Origin of the sequence: Rhodococcus sp. ACT016, assembly GCF_050477185.1 — a bacterium.
GTDB lineage: Bacteria > Actinomycetota > Actinomycetes > Mycobacteriales > Mycobacteriaceae > Prescottella.
The window spans coordinates 430,046-452,539 of record NZ_JBEAET010000001.1 but is presented as its reverse complement, the minus strand read 5'-3'; the positions used below and the strand labels follow the sequence as shown (position 1 = coordinate 452,539).

19 protein-coding genes and 5 tRNA genes are annotated in these 22,494 nt (G+C 66.9%); 6 read left to right on the top strand and 18 right to left on the bottom strand.

Going from position 1 to position 22,494, the window contains the following annotated elements; translation table 11 throughout:
• Positions 1-522: 522 nt before the first annotated feature.
• Positions 523-1,968 (bottom strand): MFS transporter, encoded by a 1,446-nt coding sequence (locus ACQ5DX_RS02160; protein WP_430331050.1) that lies wholly within the window; start codon positions 1,966-1,968, stop codon positions 523-525.
• Between the two features lie 571 nt (positions 1,969-2,539).
• On the opposite strand from ACQ5DX_RS02160, the gene ACQ5DX_RS02155 reads away from it, so the two are divergent.
• Positions 2,540-3,310 carry an IclR family transcriptional regulator gene (locus ACQ5DX_RS02155; RefSeq protein WP_430331049.1) on the top strand — a complete coding sequence of 257 codons (771 nt, stop codon included), beginning with the start codon at positions 2,540-2,542 and terminating at the stop codon, positions 3,308-3,310.
• 140 nt (positions 3,311-3,450) lie between these two features.
• Here ACQ5DX_RS02155 and ACQ5DX_RS02150 read toward each other — a convergent pair whose 3' ends face one another.
• The 3 genes from ACQ5DX_RS02150 to ACQ5DX_RS02140 form a co-directional block, all read right to left on the bottom strand.
• Positions 3,451-4,611, bottom strand: coding sequence for a Rieske 2Fe-2S domain-containing protein (locus ACQ5DX_RS02150; protein WP_430331048.1), 1,161 nt, complete (start codon positions 4,609-4,611; stop codon positions 3,451-3,453).
• Between the two features lie 87 nt (positions 4,612-4,698).
• Positions 4,699-4,971: a hypothetical protein gene (locus tag ACQ5DX_RS02145; RefSeq protein WP_430331047.1), complete on the bottom strand. Its 273-nt coding sequence runs from the start codon at positions 4,969-4,971 to the stop codon at positions 4,699-4,701.
• 100 nt (positions 4,972-5,071) lie between these two features.
• A complete protein-coding gene (locus tag ACQ5DX_RS02140) occupies positions 5,072-5,827 on the bottom strand; it encodes an SDR family NAD(P)-dependent oxidoreductase (protein WP_430331046.1) in 756 nt (251 codons plus the stop codon).
• 177 nt (positions 5,828-6,004) lie between these two features.
• Here ACQ5DX_RS02140 and ACQ5DX_RS02135 point away from each other — a divergent pair, with 177 nt between their 5' ends.
• Positions 6,005-6,586 (top strand): TetR/AcrR family transcriptional regulator, encoded by a 582-nt coding sequence (locus ACQ5DX_RS02135; protein WP_430331045.1) that lies wholly within the window; start codon positions 6,005-6,007, stop codon positions 6,584-6,586.
• Between the two features lie 71 nt (positions 6,587-6,657).
• On the opposite strand, the gene ACQ5DX_RS02130 is transcribed toward ACQ5DX_RS02135, so the two are convergent.
• Positions 6,658-9,090 carry an ATP-dependent Clp protease ATP-binding subunit gene (locus tag ACQ5DX_RS02130; protein ID WP_430331044.1) on the bottom strand — a complete coding sequence of 811 codons (2,433 nt, stop codon included), beginning with the start codon at positions 9,088-9,090 and terminating at the stop codon, positions 6,658-6,660.
• A 256-nt stretch (positions 9,091-9,346) separates the two neighbouring features.
• On the opposite strand from ACQ5DX_RS02130, the gene ACQ5DX_RS02125 reads away from it, so the two are divergent.
• Positions 9,347-10,774, top strand: coding sequence for an MFS transporter (locus ACQ5DX_RS02125; protein ID WP_430335519.1), 1,428 nt, complete (start codon positions 9,347-9,349; stop codon positions 10,772-10,774).
• Between the two features lies 1 nt (position 10,775).
• Here ACQ5DX_RS02125 and ACQ5DX_RS02120 read toward each other — a convergent pair whose 3' ends face one another.
• From ACQ5DX_RS02120 to ACQ5DX_RS02110, 3 genes are read right to left on the bottom strand one after another with little or no spacing between them, the layout of a single operon-like run.
• The gene (locus tag ACQ5DX_RS02120; protein ID WP_430331043.1) at positions 10,776-11,315 is read right to left on the bottom strand and encodes a VOC family protein; all 540 of its coding nucleotides are present in this window, start codon (positions 11,313-11,315) and stop codon (positions 10,776-10,778) included.
• A gap of 5 nt (positions 11,316-11,320) precedes the next feature.
• Positions 11,321-12,202: an oxidoreductase gene (locus ACQ5DX_RS02115; RefSeq protein WP_430331042.1), complete on the bottom strand. Its 882-nt coding sequence runs from the start codon at positions 12,200-12,202 to the stop codon at positions 11,321-11,323.
• Between the two features lie 52 nt (positions 12,203-12,254).
• Entirely contained in the window at positions 12,255-13,247 is a 993-nt protein-coding gene (locus ACQ5DX_RS02110; RefSeq protein WP_430331041.1) for an alpha/beta hydrolase, read from the bottom strand.
• Positions 13,248-13,768: 521 nt separating this feature from the next.
• Between ACQ5DX_RS02110 and ACQ5DX_RS02105 the strand changes: the two genes are divergently transcribed.
• Both ACQ5DX_RS02105 and ACQ5DX_RS02100 read left to right on the top strand, forming a co-directional pair.
• Positions 13,769-14,662, top strand: a complete 894-nt coding sequence (locus ACQ5DX_RS02105; protein ID WP_430331040.1) for an RluA family pseudouridine synthase — start codon at positions 13,769-13,771, stop codon at positions 14,660-14,662.
• A gap of 109 nt (positions 14,663-14,771) precedes the next feature.
• Positions 14,772-15,548, top strand: a complete 777-nt coding sequence (locus ACQ5DX_RS02100; RefSeq protein ID WP_430331039.1) for an SDR family NAD(P)-dependent oxidoreductase — start codon at positions 14,772-14,774, stop codon at positions 15,546-15,548.
• Between the two features lie 18 nt (positions 15,549-15,566).
• On the opposite strand, the gene ACQ5DX_RS02095 is transcribed toward ACQ5DX_RS02100, so the two are convergent.
• The 4 genes from ACQ5DX_RS02095 to ACQ5DX_RS02080 all read right to left on the bottom strand — a co-directional run bounded on the left by ACQ5DX_RS02095 (position 15,567) and on the right by ACQ5DX_RS02080 (position 19,862).
• Positions 15,567-16,136 carry a TetR/AcrR family transcriptional regulator gene (locus ACQ5DX_RS02095; protein ID WP_430331038.1) on the bottom strand — a complete coding sequence of 190 codons (570 nt, stop codon included), beginning with the start codon at positions 16,134-16,136 and terminating at the stop codon, positions 15,567-15,569.
• A gap of 11 nt (positions 16,137-16,147) precedes the next feature.
• A complete protein-coding gene (locus ACQ5DX_RS02090; protein WP_430331037.1) occupies positions 16,148-17,770 on the bottom strand; it encodes an FAD-binding protein in 1,623 nt (540 codons plus the stop codon).
• A 41-nt stretch (positions 17,771-17,811) separates the two neighbouring features.
• Positions 17,812-18,987 (bottom strand): 3-hydroxy-9,10-secoandrosta-1,3,5(10)-triene-9,17-dione monooxygenase oxygenase subunit, encoded by a 1,176-nt coding sequence (hsaA, locus tag ACQ5DX_RS02085; protein ID WP_430331036.1) that lies wholly within the window; start codon positions 18,985-18,987, stop codon positions 17,812-17,814.
• Between the two features lie 287 nt (positions 18,988-19,274).
• A complete protein-coding gene (locus ACQ5DX_RS02080) occupies positions 19,275-19,862 on the bottom strand; it encodes a TetR family transcriptional regulator (RefSeq protein ID WP_430335518.1) in 588 nt (195 codons plus the stop codon).
• Between the two features lie 267 nt (positions 19,863-20,129).
• On the opposite strand from ACQ5DX_RS02080, the gene ACQ5DX_RS02075 reads away from it, so the two are divergent.
• A complete protein-coding gene (locus ACQ5DX_RS02075) occupies positions 20,130-20,885 on the top strand; it encodes an IclR family transcriptional regulator (RefSeq protein ID WP_430331035.1) in 756 nt (251 codons plus the stop codon).
• A gap of 76 nt (positions 20,886-20,961) precedes the next feature.
• Here ACQ5DX_RS02075 and ACQ5DX_RS02070 read toward each other — a convergent pair.
• The 6 genes from ACQ5DX_RS02070 to ACQ5DX_RS02045 form a co-directional block, all read right to left on the bottom strand.
• Positions 20,962-21,038, bottom strand: a tRNA-Phe gene (locus ACQ5DX_RS02070).
• 55 nt (positions 21,039-21,093) lie between these two features.
• Positions 21,094-21,167 (bottom strand) — tRNA-Asp (locus tag ACQ5DX_RS02065).
• Positions 21,168-21,226: 59 nt separating this feature from the next.
• Positions 21,227-21,303, bottom strand: a tRNA-Phe gene (locus ACQ5DX_RS02060).
• A 55-nt stretch (positions 21,304-21,358) separates the two neighbouring features.
• A tRNA-Asp gene (locus ACQ5DX_RS02055) sits at positions 21,359-21,432 on the bottom strand.
• Between the two features lie 48 nt (positions 21,433-21,480).
• Positions 21,481-21,553, bottom strand: a tRNA-Glu gene (locus ACQ5DX_RS02050).
• 112 nt (positions 21,554-21,665) lie between these two features.
• On the bottom strand, positions 21,666-22,322 hold the full coding sequence (locus ACQ5DX_RS02045) for a TetR family transcriptional regulator (RefSeq protein WP_430331034.1): 657 nt from the start codon (positions 22,320-22,322) through the stop codon (positions 21,666-21,668).
• Positions 22,323-22,494: the final 172 nt, after the last annotated feature.

The following is a 22,494-nucleotide window of genomic DNA, read 5'->3' as shown; positions in this document are numbered from 1 at the left end:
ACAGGTCAAACACCTCTTTCGCGGGCGGGTGCAGAGGTCACCCCGTCGACGAATGTCGAGATTGCCGGGTGGATCCTCGTCCCATGAATGCGATCGCGGCAACGCTGTTGCGATGGGATCGTCAAACGAGTCGGCCGATTCGGCAGGATCCCGGTGCGGCGGCGGCTACCGTTATCGTGTTCCGCTTCCGCATGTAAGCCGACGAGTAGGACCTGTCATGACGGGCACACCACACGCGCACCCCGAACGACACACCCACGAACACAGTCACGGCGGCGTCACTCATACGCACGGGCATACCGACCACGTGCACGAACACACCGAGCACGAACATGAGCACACCCATGACGGACACACGCACACGCATCCCCATGTGCACCAACGTGGCTTGGAGGACGACCACGCCCACGACCACGGTCCGGAGTAGGGAGCAACTGCGGATCGTTGCCGATCGGTCCTCGACGCCTCGGGCCTGCACCGTGATCACGGTGCAGGCCCGAGGCGTCGAATGTGATTGTGTGACTAGCCCTCGCGGCGGCGTCCGACGGTGATGCCGAAGGCCAGGATCGCGCCGAGCAGAGCGGCGCCGGCGGCCACCATGAAGGCGACGAAGAATCCGTCCGAGGAGTAGACCGGGCCGGCCGGGCCGACCGCGAGAACGTGCTGCGCCAGCAGCGCGAAGCCCACCGAGGACAGCATGCCGCCGAACATCGACTGCGACAGTCCAGTGAAGTTGGCGCCGATCGCGCGCTGATCCTCGGGCAGCGCCATCATGACCAGGTTCGGGATGGCGGCATAGATCATCGAGCCGAAGCCGATCAGGCCGTACGCGAAGATGACCTGCCATGCCTGGTCGGGAGTCGTCGCCAGAATCGCGGCGCCCGCGGCGATCAGGACGGAGCCACCGATCAGGTGCTGACGGAAGCCGATTCGCTTCGACGTGGCGCCGACGAACACGCCACCCAGAACGATCAGCATGCCGCCGGGCAGCATCCACAGCGCCATGTCGGTCACCGACAGACCGAAGCCGTATTCGGCGGCCTCCTTGGGCGTCTGCAGCAGCATCGGGATCAGCGTTGCGGTGAGCGTCGTTGCGCCGTAGGCGATACCGCCGGCGAGCAGCGTGATACCGACCTTGCGGCTGGCCAGCACATCGATGCTGATCAGCGGTTCGGGGCAGCGGCGCTCCCACACGACCCACGCGACCGCGAAGATCACGGTGACGGCCAGCGTGCCGACGGTCTTGCCGCTCAACCAGCCCCAGCCGGCGCCGAGCGACAGTGCGAGCATCACCGTGAACAGCGCGACGGTGAGCAGGAAGGCGCCCAGCCAGTCGACGGAAACCTTTGCACGAACCGGTGTCTCGGGAACGAAGAACTGAGTGAGCAGGCCACCCACTGCGCACAGCGCGAAGGAGAACCAGAACACCGACGAGACGCCCGTGTGGTCGAGCATGTATCCCGAGATCAGCGGCGCCAGCACGGTGACCACACCGACGCCCGTGTTCGCGATGGAAATCGACATCGGCTGCAGGCGCGCCGGGAAGATGTCCCGGATCAGCGAGTACCCGAGCGCGGTGAAGGCGAAGCCGACACCCGACAGGAACCGGCCCACCAGCAGGATCGGGAACGTCGGCGCGACCGCGGAGATGAGCGCACCCAGGCTCGCGATGGCCGCGGTGATCACCAGGATCCGCTTCTTACCGTAGACGTCGGCCAGCTTGCCGAGGATCGGCGATGCGATCGCGGCGGCGAGCACGAGGGCCGTCATGACCCAGACGACCTGCGTCGTCTCGTACTTCGCGGCGATCTTCGGCAAAGCCGGGGTGAAGAGAGCGAACGCCAGTGCCGCCTGCTCGGTGAGCAGAACGAGGATCAACAGGACCCGGATCCAGTACCCGGTCGAACCGCCGGAATCACCGGCGCCCCGAACCGGAGCTGCGTCGCCCTGAGAGACGGAGACTGACATTTCCCTACCTACATTCCAGTCGCATGTCCAACAGTGACCGGAAGCACATTAGGAGGTGAGACGCGACTCACCCTCATCGCTTCCCGATGAGCGGAAAGGTCACTCCGAATCGAAAGACGCAGGTCCGACGAGCCTCACGAATCGGCCGCGCCGCCGCGCCGCCGCGACGTCGAGTCGGCGATCTCGATCGCAAAATGGCCGCTGCCACGGACCATTCGTCGATCGGTCCGCATTGCTCATCTGAACTCAACCCTCTTGCACGGTTCCCCCGACACCGCCATGTAACGGCCGCCACACGGACCGCGTCCGCGACTTTTCTCATCGCAGACAGACGGCCAAGAGGCATACGACGGGCACGTCCTCACCCCCATCGGCGAACGCCGTCGACGTCGTCGATGGCTCGGGTGCCGCAGTCCCCGATCTCGTCGCTTCCCTGACCTGACACTCGCGCTGCGACGAATCGTCGGGGGCAGTGGAGCGACGCTGCTCACACTGATACAGTCTCACCACTTGATTGAACGCTTGCTCAATAGGATCGCAAACGACGCACTCAACGGAGGTTCGAAAGGTCATGACGACGACAGAAGCAAGCTCACCGATCGCAGTCATCGACCGCGTCGCGATCCTGCTGGACGCGTTCAGGGAGGCCGAGCGACTGACGCTGTCGGAGCTGTCACGCCGGACCGGGTTCCCCCGGTCGTCCACTCACCGAATGCTGCTGCAGTTGGTCCGGATCGGCTGGATCCGTCGCCACGGGCACGCCTACGAACTCGGCATGAAGATGCTCGAGCTCGGATCCCTGGCCCAGCACCACGATCGTGTGCACCAGGCGGCCCTCCCAGTTCTGCACGAGCTCCACAACGCCACCGGCCTGGTCGTGCACCTCGCGGTGCTCGACGGCACCGACGTGCTCTACCTCGAAAAGCTCGGTGGCCGGTTCACGATGTCGGTCCCCTCCCGGGTGGGTGGGCGCCAACCCGCATACCGCACCGCCATCGGCAAGGCGCTGCTCGCGAACTCACGCGTGGATGCCGAGACCATTCTTCCCGAACCCGTCGTCGGCCCGACCCAGAACTCGATCTGCGACCCGGCCCGGCTGCGTGTCGAGCTCGCCCGTATCCGCGAGCAGAGCATCGCCCACGACCGGGACGAGACGACGGTGGGTGTCTCGTGTGTCGCCGCCGCGATCGGTGACGGCAAGAACACCGTCGGCGCGATCTCCGTGTGCGGACCGACCAAGGGCATGAACAGCTCGGCTCTCGTCGCCCCGGTGCGGATGGCCGCGCTGGCGACGTGGCGGCACATGACCAGCAGCCGCGCTCGGCGTCCGATTCCGGCCTGACACCCCGATACCGAGAAGAGGGTGGGCCCGCCGACCGGCGGGCCCACCCTCTTCTGCTCCCCTCCCCAGCATCACACGAAAACGACTGCGCCCCCTGCCGATCAGGTTGACAGGGGGCACAGTCGTTGCAGCCGAAGGACTTAGACGTCCGCGACCAGCTCGACGGGCTTGACGCCATTTGCGACATTGTCCGCGACGACGTCACGCCAGTTCTGCTGAGCGCGGGTCGTGTCGACCTCGAACTCGAAGCGCTTGGTCATGTCCTCGGTGACATCCTCGACGTCCACGTAGAACTGCTGGTACCAGCGACGCAGCTGGTAGACCGGGCCGTCCTCTTCCGTCAGCAGCGGGTTCTCGATCCGGCTCTTGTGGTTCCAGATCGCGATGTCCTGCTTGAACTGGTGTTCGACACCCTCGGTGAACTGCTCTGCCATCGCCTTGGCGTCCTCGTCCGACAGACCCTCGGTCCGCTTGACGATGGTGCCCCACTGCAGCACGAACGAGTTGTTCGTGATCGGGTAGTGGCAGTTCGCCAGCTTGGTCTCGACCTTCACGTCGCCCGCAACCGTGTAGACGGTGTCGAGCATGAAGGACGGACCGAAGTACGACGCGTCCGAGATCGTCTCGGCCTCGGCCATACCCAGCTGGACGCCGGTCTGGATGTCGTCACGACCGCCCGAGCGCATCACCTGGGTCGCGACGTGACCCTCGAAGACGTTCTTGAAGTAGGTCGGGATCTGGAAGTGCACGTAGAAGAAGTGCGCCATGTCCACCACGTTGTCGACGATCTCGCGGCAGTGCGAGCCCTCGACGACGTAGGTGTTCCAGCTCCAGTCGCTCCAGCCACCCTCGTCGTAGCCCTCGATCTGCGGGATCGTGACCTCGGCCGGCGGCGGGTTGCCCTGCGGGTCGTTGTAGACGAAGAACAAGCCGTTGCGCTCGAGCTTGATCCACGCCTTGGTCTTGGCGACCGGGGGAACGCGGCGAGCGTAGGGGATGTCGGTGCACTTGCCCTTGCCGTTCCAGCGCCAGTCGTGGAACGGGCAGGCGATGGTGTCGCCCTTGATCTCGCCCATCGCGAGGTTGCCACCCATGTGACGGCAGAACGCGTCGAGCACCTGGAGCTCGCCCTTGCTGTCCTCGAACACGACCAGGTCGGTGCCGAAGATCTTGACCTGGTGCGGCTTTCCGTCACGGAAGTCCTCCGCACGGCCGATGCAGTGCCAGCCACGCGCGAAGCGGTCGGGGTTGCTACCCGCCTCGATCTCCCGGACCTCGACGTCGTCGGCGATCTCGGTCATCTTGCCTCCTCCAGTGATGTGTGTGCCTGCCCGCTTTGTGCGGGCAGCATGAAAAATCGGGAACTACACAGCGTTTCGTTCCGGTGACTAGGCGTACGAGCGCACTTCCTCGGTGGAGCCCGACACGGGCACGGTGCGGTGCGACTCCGCGATATCCCCGTCGGCGACGGCCTCGTCGATGCTCTTGGTCAGCGCGCCGCACGTGCGCACGTACATGCTGTGCACCCCGTTGGTGGCCTGTTCCCGGAACTCGGCGCACGAGGTTTCCGCGTCCTCGAGCCACTGAGTGCTGGTGTGCGTCGGGCTGTACTTCTCGACCAGAACCCGGTTACCGCACGATCCACATTCGACCGGCTGCATTGCGCGATCCTTCCGTTGAAACTGTTTCGCCGAGCCTACGAGTAGGCCTGGTGCTATTCCTGCCCCATTTCCGTTGAGCGGTAAAGTATTCGGACGAGGATTACCTCAGGAAAGCCTGGCCTCCGTCGACCGGAAGCGAATGGCCGGTGATGTACCGCGCCGCGGGGCTGCAGAGGAACACCACGGTCGGGCCGATGTCCGTCTCCGCGTCCCCCAGGCGGCCCAGCGGCACGGTCCTCAGGTACTCCTCGTACGCCTCGGGATTCAGCTCGGCCCACCCGTCCATCAGCGGGGAGGACGCCAACGGCAGGATCGCGTTGACGCGGATCCCGTCCGCACCCCACTCGCATGCCGCCGTGCGTGTCAGCACCCGCACAGCCTCCTTGGCGGCCGCGTACGCACCGGTTCCCGTCGGGTCCCACTTCATGCCGGCTGCGGAGCCGAGGTTGACGATCGACCCGCGCCCCTTCAGATGCGGATGGCAGGCCCGCATGAGCCGCAGTGTCGCGAGCGGGCCCGAGTTCATACTGCCTTGGTAGTCCTCCTCGCTGACGGAGAGGAGAGTCCCGTGCGCGGGCGTCTGCGCATTGTTCACCAGGATCGACAGGCTTCCGCACTTCGCCACGACATCCGCGACCACCGTGTCGATCTGCTCGGGATCGGTCACATCACACTGGAGCGCGACAGCCTCGCCGCCCCGGCGGACGATCTCGTCGGCGGTATCGACGACCTTCGACAAGGTCCGTCCGACCACCGCGACGCGCGCCCCCTCGGCCGCCAGGGCCAAGGCGATTCCCCGCCCGATCCCCTGGCCGGCGCCCGTCACCAGCGCGACGTCGCACTCGAGTACACCCATTCCTGCTCCTGCTTCTGCTGTCTCGGCCACAAGTCGCGGACCATTGTGATCCAAGACACCAGATTGAGCAAACGCTCAATCAATGTAGGATTGCCTTGCCAGGGCCCGCGGCCGCCGAACAGGCGCGGGTAGCATGAGGCGCCACCGAATCGACCCAGGTACAGGGGGAAGTCCGAAATGGATCCGCAGGAACGACGGCGCCAGATTCTCGATCGTTCCGGCGAGATATTCGCGACCAAGGGGATCTCGGCGACCACCGTCCGCGAGATCGCCGACGCGTGCGGCGTCTACTCAGGCACGCTCTACCACTACTTCCCGTCCAAGGACGCCATCGTCACCGAGATCATCCGGGTCTACGTCGACGAACTGTACGAACGCTGCTCCCAGGTGATCACCGAGAAGCTGCCGCCCATCGAGCGACTCGAGGCCCTCGTGCTCGTCGCGATCGACGCCGCCGAGAACCATCGCCACGCCACCGCGATCTGGCAGGTGGAGACGGACTACATGCGCGACAAGATGCTCGAGGCGAGCCTCGACGACAAGGGTGACTTCGCGGCAGGTTTATGGATGCAGTGCATCACCGAAGCACAAGAGGCCGGCGATCTTCGCTCGGACGTCGACGCCACCACCTTCTACCAGCTGATGCGCGATTCGGTGTGGCTGACGAGCAGGTGGTTCCGCGCCTCGCAGACGAGGTCCAACGCCGACTTCGCGCGAGAGATCACGTCGATCTTCATCGACGGGCTCCGGGTGCGCTGACACACACGGATACGACGAAGGGCGGGGCAGGCGAATCACTTTCGCCTGCCCCGCCCTTCGTATCAGCGGGGTCAGCTGACGACGAGGTCCAGCTCGTCGTCGGTCACCTGGACGGTGATCCGTCCGCCGGCGTCGAGGACGTCGTCCAGCAACAGATCGGCGATCCGGTCGTCGACCTCACGAGCGATGGTCCTGCGCAGCGGTCGCGCCCCGAACTCGGGCTGGTGCCCGTGCTCGGCGATCCAGTCCACCGCATCGGGAGTGAACTCGATATCGATGTCCTTGGCCCGCAGCCGGTCCCGGCTCTCGCTCAGCAACAGATCGGCGATCCGGTGCAGCTGGTCGGCCTCGAGCTTGCGGAAGATCACGATCTCGTCGATCCGGTTGAGGAACTCCGGCCGGAACGACTCCCGCAGTCGGCCCATCACCCTGTCGCGCAACGGCTTCTCGGCCGCCGCGGCGTCACCGGTGTTGAAGCCCAGCGCACCGCCCTTGCTCGAGATGATGTCCGAGCCGAGGTTGCTGGTCATGATCAGCACGGTGTTCTTGAAGTCCACCGTCCGGCCCTGACCGTCGGTCAGCCGTCCGTCGTCGAGCACCTGCAGCAGCACGTTGAACACGTCCGGGTGCGCCTTCTCGATCTCGTCGAGCAGGATCACCGAGTACGGGTGGCGTCGCACCTGCTCGGTGAGCTGACCGGCCTCGCCGTAGCCGACGTAGCCCGGAGGCGCCCCGACCAGCCGGCTCGCGGTGTGCCGCTCACCGAACTCGCTCATGTCGAGCCGCAGCATCTTGCTCTCGTCACCGAACAGCGACTGTGCCAACGCCTTCGCCAGCTCGGTCTTGCCGACACCGGTCGGTCCGAGGAACAGGAAGCTGCCGACGGGCCGACGTGGATCGCCCATGCCGGTCCGGCTGCGGCGCACCGCCCGTGCGATCGCCTTGACCGCATCCTCCTGGCCGACGACCCGCTGGTGCAGTTCGTCCTCCAATCGACGCAGGCGCTCCTTCTCCTTCTGCGTCATCTGGCTGGCCGGGATGCCGGTCGCCCGGGCGACCACCTCGGCGATGTCCTCGGCGGTCACCGACGGTGTCTCCACCGCCGCGGGTTCACCGTCGCGGACCTCCGCGAGCCGCTGCTCGACGCCGGTGATCTCGTCTCGCAGCTGCGACGCGCGCTCGTACTGCTCCGCGGACACAGCGTCTTCCTTGGACTTCTCGAGCCGCGCGATCCGCTGCTGCAGCGCCTTGGCATCCGGGGTGGATGCGCCGAGCTGCAGGCGCTTTCGCGCGCCGGCCTGGTCGATCAGGTCGATCGCCTTGTCCGGCAGGTACCGGTCGGCGATGTAACGCGACGACAGTTCGACCGCCGCCGAGATCGCCTCGTCGGTGTACCGGACGCGGTGATGGTCCTCGTACCGCTCGCGCAGGCCCGACAGAATCTCCTTGGCGTCGTCCTGGCTCGGCTCGTCGACCGTCACCGGCTGGAACCGCCGCTCGAGCGCCGGGTCCTTCTCGATGTGCTTGCGGTACTCGTCGAGCGTGGTCGCGCCGACGATCCGCAGATCACCGCGGGCCAGCTTGGGCTTGAGGATGTTTCCGGCATCCATCGCGCCCTCGCCGCCGGCGCCCGCACCGACGATCGTGTGGAGCTCGTCGATGAAAACGATCAATCGACCGTTCTGTGCGACGATCTCGTCGACCGCCTTGGTCAGGCGCTCCTCGAAGTCGCCGCGGTAACGGGTTCCGGACAGCATTCCGGCCAGGTCCAGCTGGACGATCTTCTTGTCCGCCAAAACCTCCGGGACGTCGCCGTCCACGATGCGCTGCGCCAGACCCTCGACGACGGCGGTCTTGCCGACGCCGGCCTCACCCACCAGCACCGGGTTGTTCTTCGTCCGGCGGGCGAGGATCTCGATGGCTTGCTCGATCTCGACGCTGCGGCCGATGACCGGGTCGACGCCGCCGGAGCGAGCGCGTTCGGTCAGGTCGGTGCCGTACTTATCGAGCGTCGGGGTGGCCGATTCCTGCTGCGGTTCCGCAGAACTCGCGTTCACCGCGGACTGCATCGACTCGGGGGTGACACCCGCGGACGCGAGGATGCGTCCCGTGGTCGATTCGCCGTTGGAGACCAGCGACAGGAAGATGTGCTCGGGATCGATGTACGTCGACCCGAGTGCGCGTGCGATCTGGTGCGCGTCGAGCAACGCCCGTCGACCGGCGGCCGTGACCGTCGGAGAGATCGAGACGGCTTCCCGACCGCGGGGCAGGTGCGCCTCCGCGTCCCTCGAGATCGCCTCCGGGTCCCCACCCACTCGCTTGACCATGTCGCGCACCGGGTCCTTGACCGCGGCCACGTGCAGGATGTGCAGTGCGTCCAGGCCCGTGTCACCCCGGCCGGCCGCGAACTGTGCGGCCTCCGCCATGAGCTGTTGAGTGTCGTTGCTCATGAGACGGGTGATATCGATGCGCCCGGGCCCCTCGGGCCCGAAGAATGCCGGCATTCGCAGCTCCTTCAAAGTTGAGTCTTACTGGCTCATGGAACATGCCTGGGATCGATTCAATTCCCGACCGTCCAGGATTCTCTTCCGATGCGCTTCGCCGCCGCGCCCGCGGACCATCCCGCGCGGACCGCCCGACGCGCCGACCTCGGCTTTCGCCGCTCACCGCCACTCGCAACACCACCCACTGTGACAACGAGCACAGTCACGGCGCCCTAGCCTTGACCTCGAGTGCGCTCGAGCTTCTACGTTCGACCACATTCAGAGCCCCGAACGGACGAATACCGGCACGTGGCGCGATCTCCTCAGCGGGCGTCATCTCGGTGTCGTCACCGTGCTAGCCGGCGGGGAGGCGCTGTACGCGACCAACGTCTATCTCACGAGCAGCCTGCTACCGAGCGCGATCGAGGACATCGGCGGGCTGCGCTACTACGCGTGGGCGTCGACGGTCTTCCTGATCGGGTCGGTGATCTCGTCGATGACGGTCGGTCGCGTGCTGGATTCCCGTGGACCGCGGGGGGCCTACCTGATCGGGCTCACCGTGTTCGCCGGCGGCACCGCGGTGTGCGCGGTCGGTCCGACGATGGCGGTGATGCTCGTCGGACGCGGAATGCAGGGACTCGGCGGCGGGCTGCTGGCCGGACTGGGCTACGCGGTGATCAACACCGCCCTGCCCAGCCGACTCTGGACCCGCGCCTCGGCGCTGGTGTCGACGATGTGGGGTGTCGGCACGTTCGTCGGACCGGCCGTGGGCGGACTGTTCGCCCAATTCGGCTCGTGGCGAGGCGCATTCGTGACGTTGCTCGGGTGCACCGCGGTGGTCGCGGCACTCGTCCCGATCGCGCTGCCGCGGCAATCAGGGTCGGCCACCACGCCGGAACCGATGCCCGTTCGGTCGCTCGTGCTGCTGACCACCGCCACGCTCGTCGTCGCGGTCGGCGGAATCGTGGAGGCGCCCACGGTGAGTGCGCTGGCCGTGGCTGCGGCCGTCGCGCTGGTGGTGTGGTTCGTCGCGGTCGACCGGCGCGGTCCGTCCAGTGTGCTGCCGCGCTCGACGTTCGGCCCCTCGCCGCTGCGGTGGATCTATCTCACCATCGCGGTGCTCGCCGCGGTGTCGACCGTCGAGGCATTCGTGCCGCTGTTCGGGCAACAACTGGCCGGGCTCGCACCACTCGCGGCCGGATTCCTCGGTGCCGCACTGGCTCTCGGATGGACACTCGGCGAGATCTCGAGCGCCTCGGCCGCCGCACCGGCGACGGTCCGACGCATTCTGCTCGGCGGCCCACTCCTGGTCGGTGTCGGGCTGGCGTCGACGACGCTCCTGTTGTCGGGCGACGCCGGCAGCGCCCGCATCGCGGCCTGGGCAGTCGGGCTCGGGCTGGCGGGTGCGGGCATCGGGATCGCCTGGCCGCACCTGTCGGTGGCGGCGATGACTTCTGCGTCACCGGGCGAAGGTCCCCGCGCCGCGGCCGGCGTCAACACCGTCCAGCTCATCGCGAACGCGTTCGGGACGGCGCTGGCCGGCGTCCTCGTGAATCTCGGTGGATCCGAACTCCGCTCGGCGCAGCGCCTGGTGTTCGTCTTCGCCGCCGCGGCACTCGCCGGCGCCGTGCTCGCCTGGCGGGCGACGGCGCGAACCGCCCGGAGATCAGGGACGATCAGCGCCGCGCCCGCGACGACGAACTAGCTCAGCCGCGGGCGCGCGCGGCGTGCACCCGTTCCCACAGGTGACGGTCGGTGCGCGGGCCCCCGTGGGTGTCGGCACCGTAACGGGCGATCTCGGCGGCGATGTCGAGCGGCCGGGTCGGCGGCTGGGCCGGAACCAACTCGTCGATCGCGAGCGCGTCGGGCACCAGCCAGCACACCTCGAACTCGATGCCGTCGGGGTCGCACGCGTACAGGGCCTTGGTGGAGCAGTGGTTGCTCGCGCCGGTGAGCGCTCCGGCCGCGAGCAGGCGATCGCGCATCTCGGCCAGTCCCGTGAGGGTGTCGACCTCCCACGCCAGGTGATAGAGCCCGACGTTGCCCGGTGTCACCCCGCTGCTGGGATTCGGGCTCTGGAACAGGCCCAGGTCGTGGTCGTTCGCCGAGTCCGGTGCCTGCAGGAACGCGGCACCCGGAAATCCACCCGGCAGCGCCTTGAACCCGAGCACATCCTGGTAGAAGGCCAGGCTGCGCTGCAGGTCGGACACGAACAAGACGGCGTGGTTGAGTCGCTCGATCGCCAACGCGGTCAGCCTCCGAAGTCGTAGTTGATGCCGGTGAGTCGTTCCGACAACGACCACAATTGTCGCGCAACGCTTTCGTCGTGCGACTTCCGGTTCGACTGCACCACCTCCGGGTAACCGCGCGTCTCGAGCATCGACGACGGCCCCAGATAACTACCGCCGGCCGTGTCGGGCACGGTTGCCGCGTAGAGCATCGGCAGGGCGCCCATCTCCGCCGACTGCGCAATGAACGGACCGGCGAGCGCCATGATCCGACTCGAGATCGACTCCGTGTGCGATTGCAGATTGGTGGCCGCGTACCCGGGGTGCGACGCGAGCGCCTTCACCGTGGAGCCCGACGCTGCGAGCTGCCGCTGCAGCTCGTACGTGAACAACAGGTTGGCCAGCTTCGATTGCCCGTATGCGAGCCAGCGCCCGTACCGGCGCCGTTCCCAGTTCAGGTCGTCCAGGTCGACCGAGCCCAGCTTGTGCATCGTGCTCGACATCGTCACCACACGGTCGGTGACCTTGTCGAGCAGCTGCCCGGTCAGCGCGAAGTGCCCCAGGTGGTTGGTACCGATCTGCATCTCGAAACCGTCCGCGGTGCGGCTCAGCGGCACCGCCATGACACCGGCATTGTTCACCAGCACGTCGACGGACTCGATGGAGTCCGCAAACTCACGCACCGACGCGAGATCGGCGAGATCGAGCCTCCGGACCTCGGCTCGCTCCCCCAGCTGGGCGGCCACCGCGCGCCCCTTGTCGACGTTCCGGCACGCGAGGATCACGTGCGCGCCCGCGTTCACCAACGCCTTGGCGGCTTCGGCCCCCAGGCCACTGTTCGCGCCGGTGACGATGAACGTCCGGCCCTTCTGATCGACGATGTCCCCTGCCGTCCATGTGGTCATGGTCACAGCGTACGGAAGGCGGAACGAATCTCGCCGGGCCTTGCAGTCGCCGTCACCACGCATTGAGCGCATTGAGGATCTGCGGGCGCGCCTGCCACAGTTCAGCCGACCAGTACGGCCACGAATGCGTCCCGGTGGTATGAAACTGGAAGTTCGCCGGCACACCGAGGGTGTTGAGCCGCACCTGGAACGCTCGCGTGGTCACCATCGACAGGAACTCGAGTCCCATACCCATCGCGGTATTCCAGTACCCGATCGGATCCGACGGTCGGTCGTACACACCGGGAATTCCGTTGCCGGCCGAGACATACAGCGACAGGCCGCGAAGTTGCGGAGCCGACACGAACGGATCGTTGCGCAGCCAGGCCGGATCCCACGGGAAGCCCCACATCGAATCCGCGTTGTAGCGTCCGGCGTCGTACATGGCGACACGGATCGCCTCACGCATTCCGGGAGCCGTCGTGTTGAGGTATCCGGAAAGGGAGCCCGCAAAACGGAATTGGTCTCGATGATAGGCGGCGAGCGTCATTGCCGCCGTTCCGCCCATGGACAGGCCCACCACTCCGGTATTCGTCCGATCGACTCCGAATTGCGAGAGAAAGTCCGGAAGCTCCCGGGTCAGGAAAGTCTCCCATTTGTACGTGATGGGCTGCGCATTGAAGTTGCTGGGGTTGTACCAGTCCGAATAGAAGCTCGCCTCGCCACCGACCGGCATCACCACGGTGACATTGTCCAGGGCGAACTGCTCCATCGCATTCGTCTCGAAACTCCACGCGTTGCGATCGTTCCGAGCGCGCAATCCGTCGAGCAGGTAGAGCGATGCACTCCCGCCCCGCGCTGCCCACTGAACCTGAACCTTGATGTTTCCCATCGACGAGGGGACCCACAGTTCGTCGTAACCGCCCCGCGGAACGGCGCGCGAGCTTCCCGCCTCGGCGGACGCGACAGGGGCGGCCAGCAATGCGATCAGCGCCGCGATCACCACCACCAGCACCATCGCCGCCGGGTTCCGGCGAATTCCCTGTCGCCCTCCAGTCAAATACATCGAGACTTCTTTCTTCACACGAGCCACCGCACCAGGGCAGAAGAATTCCTTCATCGAATTCGGGTCGACTCAGCGGTCAAATCGATCATCGATGTCATCACACAATCCCGGCGAACCGTTAACAAGACAAAGGTGTGTCGAATATCTCGAAATCGTCAATTATGAGCGTTCTCTGAGAGTTTCACCCGATGCGCCATTTTCGTGCTAGCTCGACGAAGTCGATCGAACAGCGACAGGACCAGCAGCAACGGCGGGCGGGAATCGCGTTCGACCTCGACTCGGCGTCTCATCGAAGCGCAGAACGGCACACGACACCGATCGAGAAGGGCCGCCTCGACGACACGCCCGATCGCAAAAGCTTGACGCGGCACGGCCGATTTGCCCGAAGTCAGGACAGCGTCCACCACCCACCCCTCGAAGGCGGTGGACGCTGTAACTTACCGAAGGGTAAGGTAAGCGTGTTCGCACGTCAACGCCTCGCGGCCGACCCGGGAGCGGAGTGCGCCGGGTACCGTCGGAGCGTGCCCCCCGCCCCACTACCGGTCCGCGACGGTCTCAACCCGACGCGTCTTCGACTCCCGAACGCGGGCACATGGCCAACCGCGCTCGACTACCTCCTCGAACGATTTCCGACCGACGCCGCGCGTCTGCGCGAGAAGGTGGGAGCAGGCGAGGTGGTGGACGAACACGGCACTCCGATCACCGCCACCACCGCGTACCGACCCAACGGCTTCCTGTACCTGTATCGCGATCCACCGATGGAACCGCGCGTGCCGTTCGAGATCGACATCCTCCATCGGGACGAGGACCTCCTGGTGGTCGACAAGCCGCACTTCTTGGCCAGCACGCCGCGCGGCGCGTACGTCGTCGAGTCGGCGCTGGTGCGGTTGCGCCGCGATCTCGACCTGCCGGAACTGACGCCCGCGCACCGCCTGGACCGGATCACCGCCGGCATCCTCGTGTTCACCGTCCGGCAGCCCGTACGCCGCGCGTACCAGTCCCTGTTCGACGAACGCCGGGTCACCAAGGAGTACGAGGCACTCGCCCCCTACGACCCGACACTGCCGCTCCCCCGCACAGTTCGCAGCCGAATCATCAAGGAGCGCGGCGTTTTACAGGCTCGCGAAGTCCCTGGCGAGTCGAATGCGGAGAGCCACATCGAGCTCCTCGAGGTGCACGGCGAGGTCGGCCGGTATCGACTCCGCCCCCGCACCGGCAAGACCCACCAACTGCGCCTGCACATGAGTTCGCTCGGCATCCCGATTCTCGGCGACAACTTCTATCCCGAGTTCTACGACGTCGCACCCGACGACTATTCGACGCCCCTGCAGCTGCTGGCCCGCAGCATCGAGTTCGACGACCCCCTCACGGGCGTGCACCGGCGCTTCGAGAGCTGCCGCACACTCGCCATCTGAACGATCCGACCGTTCTTCCCGCTGCGTGGGCCGAACCACAGCTGGCCGAACCAAGCAAGTGCTAGGTTGGCTCACATCCACGTCCGGACCGACCCCAAGGGAGCACGTCGTGAGCAACACACCCGAGAATCCGCCCCGCACCACCGCCCTCGTCACCGGTGGGACCGGCGGCATCGGCGCGGCAATCGTCCGCCAGCTCGCCGCGCAGGGCCACAACGTGGTTCTGACCTACCGCTCGAACGCGGAGGCGGCCGCGAAACTGGTCGCCGAAGTGGAGGAGCTAGGGGTGCGCGGCGCCGCCCACTCCGCCGACCTGTGCGACGCCGACCGGCTCGCCGCGCTGGTCGCGGCGACCACCCGGGACTTCGGCGATCTGTCGATCCTGGTGCACGCCGCGGGCCCGCACATCCCGATGGTGCACCTGTCGCGGGTCGAACCGTCCACCTACGCACAGCATCTGAACGACGAAGCCACCGCATTCTTCACCGTCGTGCAGGCGTGCCTGCCGGCGCTGCGGACCGCGAAGGGCTCCGTCGTCGCGGTCACCACCGCGGCCACCGACCGCTACCCGGTGCGCGACGGCCTGTCCGCGGGGACCAAGGGGGCGGTGGAAGCACTCGTCCGCGGATTCGCCGCCGAGGAGGGTCGCTACGGCGTCCGCTTCAACGCCGTCGGGCCGGGGATGCTCACCGACGGGATGGCCGAGCGGCTGATCAGCTCGGAGAACCTCGACCAGCGCGCGCTCGACGTCACGATGAGCCGAATCCCGTTGCAGAAGTTCGGTACCGCGGTCGACATCGCCGAGGCCGTCTGCTTCCTGGCGAGCGACAAGGCCGGTTTCGTCACCGGCCAGAAGCTCAACGTCGACGGCGGCTACACCGTCTGAGCCGACACCGGCTCGAGATCACGGCAGGAGCATCCGCGCCGAGCTCTCGAGCCGGTCCGCGATGTGGACGTACGAGTCGTAGCCCATCCCGGCACGCAGCAGCGCGCCCGCGTACAGCATCTCGAGGCCCTCGAGCAGGTCCTGGTCCTCGGATTCGGAACCGAGCGCCGCCACCAGACGCCGTCGGATCTCGAGACCGATCCGCCCGCGCAGATGCGCGACGTCGGGATCACGGCCGAGGAGGGCGGTCGTGACCGCGCCCGCCAGCTCCGGCTCGTCGGACACCAGCAGCGCGACGCTGCGCAGGACCCCGACCACGCGGGACGTCCGGTCCTCCGACGGGTCCTCGTCCTGGGGCATCGCCGACAGCCGACGCCAGAACACCTCGGCGACGAGATGCTCCTTCGAGGAGAAGTACGTGTACGCCGTCGCCGGGGCCACCCCGGCCTGCGCGGCGACCAAGCGAACGGTCAGCCCGGCGAACCCCTTCTCACGTAACACCTCGACGGCGCACTGGGTGAGCCGGGACACCGTCTCGGCCTGCTTGCTCGTCAGACGGCGGCGAGTCGATTCGTAGTTGCCAGACACATGTCCGGAGGCTACGCGACGCCCGGATCCCGCGATACGACGGCCCCGGCCCGACGGCCCGAGTACACGCAGTCCGCGATCGACAGGCCGCTGACGTACGACTCCGAACAGATGCCCACCGCGTTGCGACCGGCCGCGTAGAGGCCCGGGATCGGGACACCGTCGTCGCCGGTCACCGCGCCGGTCCACTCGTCGACCGTCAGCCCGCCCAGCGTGAGCACCGGGCACGGAAAGCCGGCCTGGATGCGGATCGAGCAGTCGATGGCGTAGAACGGACCGTCCACCAGCGGGGTCACGTGGGCGGGGTCCTTGCCCATCGCGTCCGGGCGGCCGGCCCGCCGGTCGTCGTTGTACTGCTCGAGCGTGCGGGCGAGGCCCGCGGGGTCGATCCCGGTGCGCCGGGCCAGTTCCTCGGCGGTGGCGCCCTTCTTGTGTCCGACACTGAACAGGTAGGTGGTCTGCAGGCGCTGGAACCACAGGGTCTGCTCGGGCACCTGCCGCTTGGCGTCGGCGAGCATCCGGGAATCGATGACCAGGTACGCCGACACGTCCGTCTGATCGGCGATGTGTTCACCGATCTTGGCGCCGTACAGGGTTTCGTTGCAGATGCGCTCGCCCTCTTTGTTGACGAGCACACCCTCGGTCATCACGATCGGCGGATTGAAGAACCGCCACGCCGACACCCGGTCCATCCGGTCGGTCGAGCCGCCGACCGACTGCCCCAACCGGATGCCGCTGCCGTCGTCGCCGATCGTGCCGAGGCCGGTGCCGTTGAGGTAGCGCGGCGCGTGCTGCTTCAGCATCTCCCGGTTGAACACGAAACCGCCGGCCGCGAGGATCACACCCTTGCGGGCCCGGTACCGCCGCACCACCGAGTGCGCGGCCTCGATCCGGCGGATCGGCGCGTCCATGAGCCGGCCGATCGGCCGGTAGTAGAGGTTCCACTTCCGGTTCGACGACCCGAGCACCCGATGCAGGTGCCGCAGCACCTTCGCCCGCGGATCCACCTCGCGGCACTCGATTCCGATCACGGTGCCGGAGTCGTCGGTGATCAGCGACGACACGATCGTCTGCCGACGCACGTCGATCCGACGCTTGCGGGCTGCCTTCTCGAGCGCCTTGAAGAACACCTTGCCCGACGTGCCGCGCCCCTTCGTGCGGTGCCCGCGCGGGGCAGGCTCGGCCGCGTCCTTGTAGGGCGGGGCGAGTTCGTTGCCGGAGTAATAGAGGTAGTAGTCGTTCGTCGGGTACGACGTCTTGCGCGGTGCCATGCTGCCCTCGAACGGCACTCCGAGCGCCTCGAGCCACTGCAGGTTCTCGACACTGCGGTCGCAGAAGTCCTCGAGCAGCTCGTCCGACACCACACCGGACGTCTCGTGCTTCAGGTAGTCGAACATCGCCGACGGGGTGTCGTAGTCGACGCCGGCTTCCTTCTGCTGGGTCGTCCCGCCGCCGGCGTAGTAGATGCCGCCACTGATCGCGGTGGCGCCGCCGCCGTCGAAACGCTCGACCACCAGCACCTGCGCACCGTTGTCCGCGGCCTCGATCGCGGCGCTGGCGCCCGCCGCGCCGAATCCGACGATCACGACGTCGGCCTCACCGTCCCACCGCTCGGATCCGTTGTGCACCTTCACGTGTTCGCCTCCTCGTTTGGACAGATTTTCGTGCGGACGCATTACACCCAGGCGTCCCGGATGTCGTGTCCCAATTCGTTGCGTCCGAACAGCGCGAGCGTCTGGTTCGGATCGTTGATGACGTGCGCGCGCCCGGCATGGGCGTCACGCCAGAACCGCTGGATCGGGTCGCTGCTCCGCAGCGCACCGCCGCCACCATGGTCGAAGAGACGGTCGATGGCCGCGACCGCCATTCCGGAGGCGCTCACCTGGTCACGGCGCGTCTTGACTCGCAGCGACACCGGTATGCGCCGATTGTGCGCCGCCAAGTCCAGCAACTCGGCCAGGTTGCGGCTCAACTGGGTCCAGGCCAGTTCGATGTCGCGCGCCGACTCGGCCATCGCGACGTGCATGAACGGATCGTCCGGGATCCGCAGCGCACTCACCGATTCCACCCGTTCCGTCTGGTGCGCGGTGAACGCCGCGTACGCACCGTCCGCCATGCCGACCAGCGGCGACGAGATCGCCGTCGAGAACACCGCCGAGAACGGAAGCCGGTACAGCGGGGCGGTATTGACGTCCTGCCCCGGGGCGCGGCACTGCACGGTCGCGGCGAAGCTCAGCGTCCGATGCTCCGGCACGAACGCATCCTCGACCACGATGTCGTTGCTGCCGGTACCGCGAAGACCCACGGTGTCCCACACGTCCTCGACCCGATAGTCGCGCGCCGGCACCAGGAAGGTCCGGAAGTCGATCGGATCTCCCGCGTCGTCGACGACGAACCCACCGACGAACACCCACTCCGCGTGCGCACTGCCCGACGAGTAGCTCCACCGACCGGAAAAGAAGTAGCCGCCGTCCGACGCGATCGCGCGGCCCATCGGTGCGTACGCCGACGAGATCAGCGTGTCCGGGTCGTCGCCCCAGACGTCTTCCTGGGCACGGACGTCGAACAGCGCCAGGTGCCACGGGTGCACGCCCACCACCGACGAGACCCACCCGGTGGACCCGCAGGCGCTCGCGAGCAGACGCACCGAGAAGTAGAAATCGGCGGGATCGGCCTCGAGTCCGCCGAAACGTCGCGGCTGCAGCAGGCGGAAATGACCGGCGTCGGTGAGCGCGCGCATCGTCTCGGCCGGCACCTGCCGCGCGTCCTCGGCATCGCGTGCCCGGTCCCGCACATCCAGCAGCAGGGCGGCGACGTCGTCGAGCACGTCCGTTACTTGTCGGTCGCCCATCGAAACGCCCCCATCCCAGCCAGGAGCAACTCTCACGGCCGACTTCGTACACCACCGATCCCGAACGAGCAGAGATTAGAACAGGGTGCAGATTTTGTCGATGATCGAGGCGTCCTCCACCTCGCCGAGGCGCCGGACGAGACCGCGCCAATGGGACCGAAATATGTGATCTGACATCGGAACACTGCCCGCAGATCGACGTGCGCGACGGCTCGGGACCAGAGTCCCCGAAGCCACGTAGCGACGAGTGGAATCTGTTCTATTTGTGCGCCAGGCGGGCGGTCCGGTCAGGCGTGGTCGGCCAGCACGAGACCGACGACGTCCTCGACGTTGCGCACGGCCTGCGCGTAGCTGACGCGTCCCGCGGTCCAGTGCGCGAGCGCCGCGAGCATCGTTCCGTCGATCGCCAGCAACGCAACCCGGGCAACGTCGTCCGGCACACCGTCCATCAACGCGAGCGTGGCGGAGTGATTGGCCTGCGCGCGGCACTGCAACGATTCCCGGACGTAGGGGTCCGACGATGCGGTGAGTTCGAGATCGAGGCGCGCGAAGTTCGGGCCGCGCTGGAAGGCCCGCAGCTGCCGCCGATACAACGCCTGCACCCGGTCCCGGACGCTCCGGTCGTCCACCACGCCGCTCTCCTCGGCGCGGCGCCGTTCCGCCTCGAGCGTCCGCGACAGGCGATCGTTCCACGCGACCATCGACGCCGCGAGCAGGTGCGGCTTGGTCGGGAAGTATCGGTACAGGGTGCCGAGCGCGACGCGGGACCGCTCCGACACCTCGCGCATCTGGATCCGGTCGGGCTCCATCTCGTGCAGCATCTCGATCACGGCGTCGGTGAGCGCGGCACGGCGTTCCCGCTGGCTCGCGGTCATCTCCGCGATTGCCTTCGGGGTGTCGCAACCGGCTCGCACGGCGCCCACGATACCCGCGCGGGCCGTTCGCCAAGCCCGGCATCCCGTCGACAGGAATGGAAACAACGTTCTCATTCCCTCTGAAAGGCGCTTTGTCGAAGCATTTTTCAAGACCGAGTGGTACCGACGAGTAACTCCGAACGTCAGCGCGTGGGGTTGTTGTCATGGCCGTGCTGTGGGTATAACCGAAGTGGACCGGTAGCGACTCTGCCGGGGATTGGAGGGCCGGTGACCGTCATCGACAACGACCTGGACGTCGCGGCCGCCGCCGTGCCGCCGACCATGGCCGAGCGGATCACGCTGATCCTCGACCAGTTCGACGGCGCCGGCACCCGGCTCACCGCGGAAGACCTCGTGCAGCTGACCCGGATCCCGCGGTCCACCACCCACCGGATCCTCGAACAGCTCACCCAGCTGAACTGGCTTCGCCACAACAGGTTCGGGTATCGGCTCGGATGGCGCGCGATCGCCCTCGGCCGGAGCACTGAACGCGACGAACTGCGCGCGGTGGCCGCCCCGCACCTGCACCAACTCCATCTCCACACCCGCCTCATCGCCCACCTGGCCGTCCTCGACGGGCGCGACATCGTGTGGCTCGACAAGGTCGGCGGTCGGTGCGCCGACACGATCGCGACCCGCGTCGGTGGACGCAGCCGGGCCGATCTGACGACGGAGGGCAAGGCGATGCTCGCATTCCTGCCCCCGGAGCACGTCGACGTGCTGTACGGCGACGTGCTCGTCCCGGAGGCTTTGGCGCACCTGCACGGGCAGCTCGGGCAGATTCGCACACTGAGCGGCCGAACCTGGGAGACGGATGCGCGAGGGGTCTCGTCGGCCGCCGCCGCGGTCCGTTCGGGGGACGAAGGCGATCAGGTTCAAGTGAGCTGCGTATCGCTGCGCGGCCGCGTGCCGACCGATCAGTTGCGCAGGGTGCTGCCGCTGCTGGCCGGTGTCACCCGAATGATCTCGGAGCGGCTCGAATAGACGGCTCCGACAGGAAAGAGAAAAGCCGCCGACGGGAACAACCCGCGGCGGCGAAACAAGCAAGACCCGAAGGCCGTGGTGGCCAGGGCCGGGATCGAACCGGCGACCTTCCGCTTTTCAGGCGGACGCTCGTACCAACTGAGCTACCTGGCCGGAAGGCACCCGAACCGAATGCCTATCGCATCGAGACGTTTCCGACTCGATAGAGCGACCCTGACGGGACTCGAACCCGCGACCTCCGCCGTGACAGGGCGGCGCGCTAACCAACTGCGCCACAGGGCCTTGCTGTTACTGCATGTGGAACCGTACTACTTTTCACAGAAGTCGAAATCGACTTCATGTGGTGGCCAGGGCCGGGATCGAACCGGCGACCTTCCGCTTTTCAGGCGGACGCTCGTACCAACTGAGCTACCTGGCCGGGCGGCACCCGAACCGAATGCCTATCGCGCCCCACCGTTTCCGGTGAAGCAGAGCGACCCTGACGGGACTCGAACCCGCGACCTCCGCCGTGACAGGGCGGCGCGCTAACCAACTGCGCCACAGGGCCTTGCTGTTACTGCTATTAAACTGTACTGCTGCTTCAACGAGTGAAGCGTACCCCCTACGGGATTCGAACCCGCGCTACCGCCTTGAAAGGGCGGCGTCCTAGGCCGCTAGACGAAGGGGGCCCGCCGGATCACTCCGGCCGTACCCTCAACGGCGTTCCGTTGGGAGCTTGGATAGCTTAGGGCACCGATTTCACAAACCACAAATCGCCTGATCAAAGTGCATAAACGCCGATCACTCGGGTTCGACGACAGGGGGCGCGGCCGGCCACCCCTCGCGCCGCCACTTCGCCAGCCACTCGTCCGACGCCATCCCCGCGAGGAGCACCTCGAGCGACTCCTCGAACCGGGCCCGGAGATCGACCTGCTGCGCGGTCAGGTCGGCCATGTACCGCTGGCCGGCGAGGCTGGCCGCCAAGACCCTGGTGAACTTGTCCGTGTCGACGCCGTCGCGCACCAGCCCCTGACGGCTCGCCCGCTGGATCAGCTCACGCGCGGAACCGCCCCACACGCGGGCTCCGCCGTTCTGGACGTCCGAGTAGAACTCCGGCTCGATGATCAGACGGAACTCCGCCTGGACGATGGCGTCCGCCAGGAACATCTTGGCCACATCGTCGATGAGTCCGTGCAGGATCTGAAACGGATCGAGGTCGGTCCGGGCCATCCAGCGGTCCGTCACCTCTTTGAATTTCTCGAGCGCAGCCGCGAGCACCGCGCGCCCGAGTTCCTCCTTCGACTCGAAGTGGAAGTACATCGCGCCCTTGGTCGCATGCGACCCCTCGAGGATCGCGTTCACCGACGCTGCCGCATATCCGCGCTTACCGAACTCGACTGCGGCCGCTTCCACGATCGCAGCGCGGGTCCGGCGCGCACGTTCCTGTTGACGTGCCATTGCGCTAGTCGCCTCCGAAAGCCGTAACCCTCGCCGATTGACTCGGCAAGTTGCCACCCGCCCGAAAACCAGACTAGTCCCCTTGTCGAGTGTCCCGAAACGTCAACGTCCTGACCTGGGCCTTCACCTCAGGAGGACAAAAACACACCAAGTGGTATATTTGTGCGGCTCG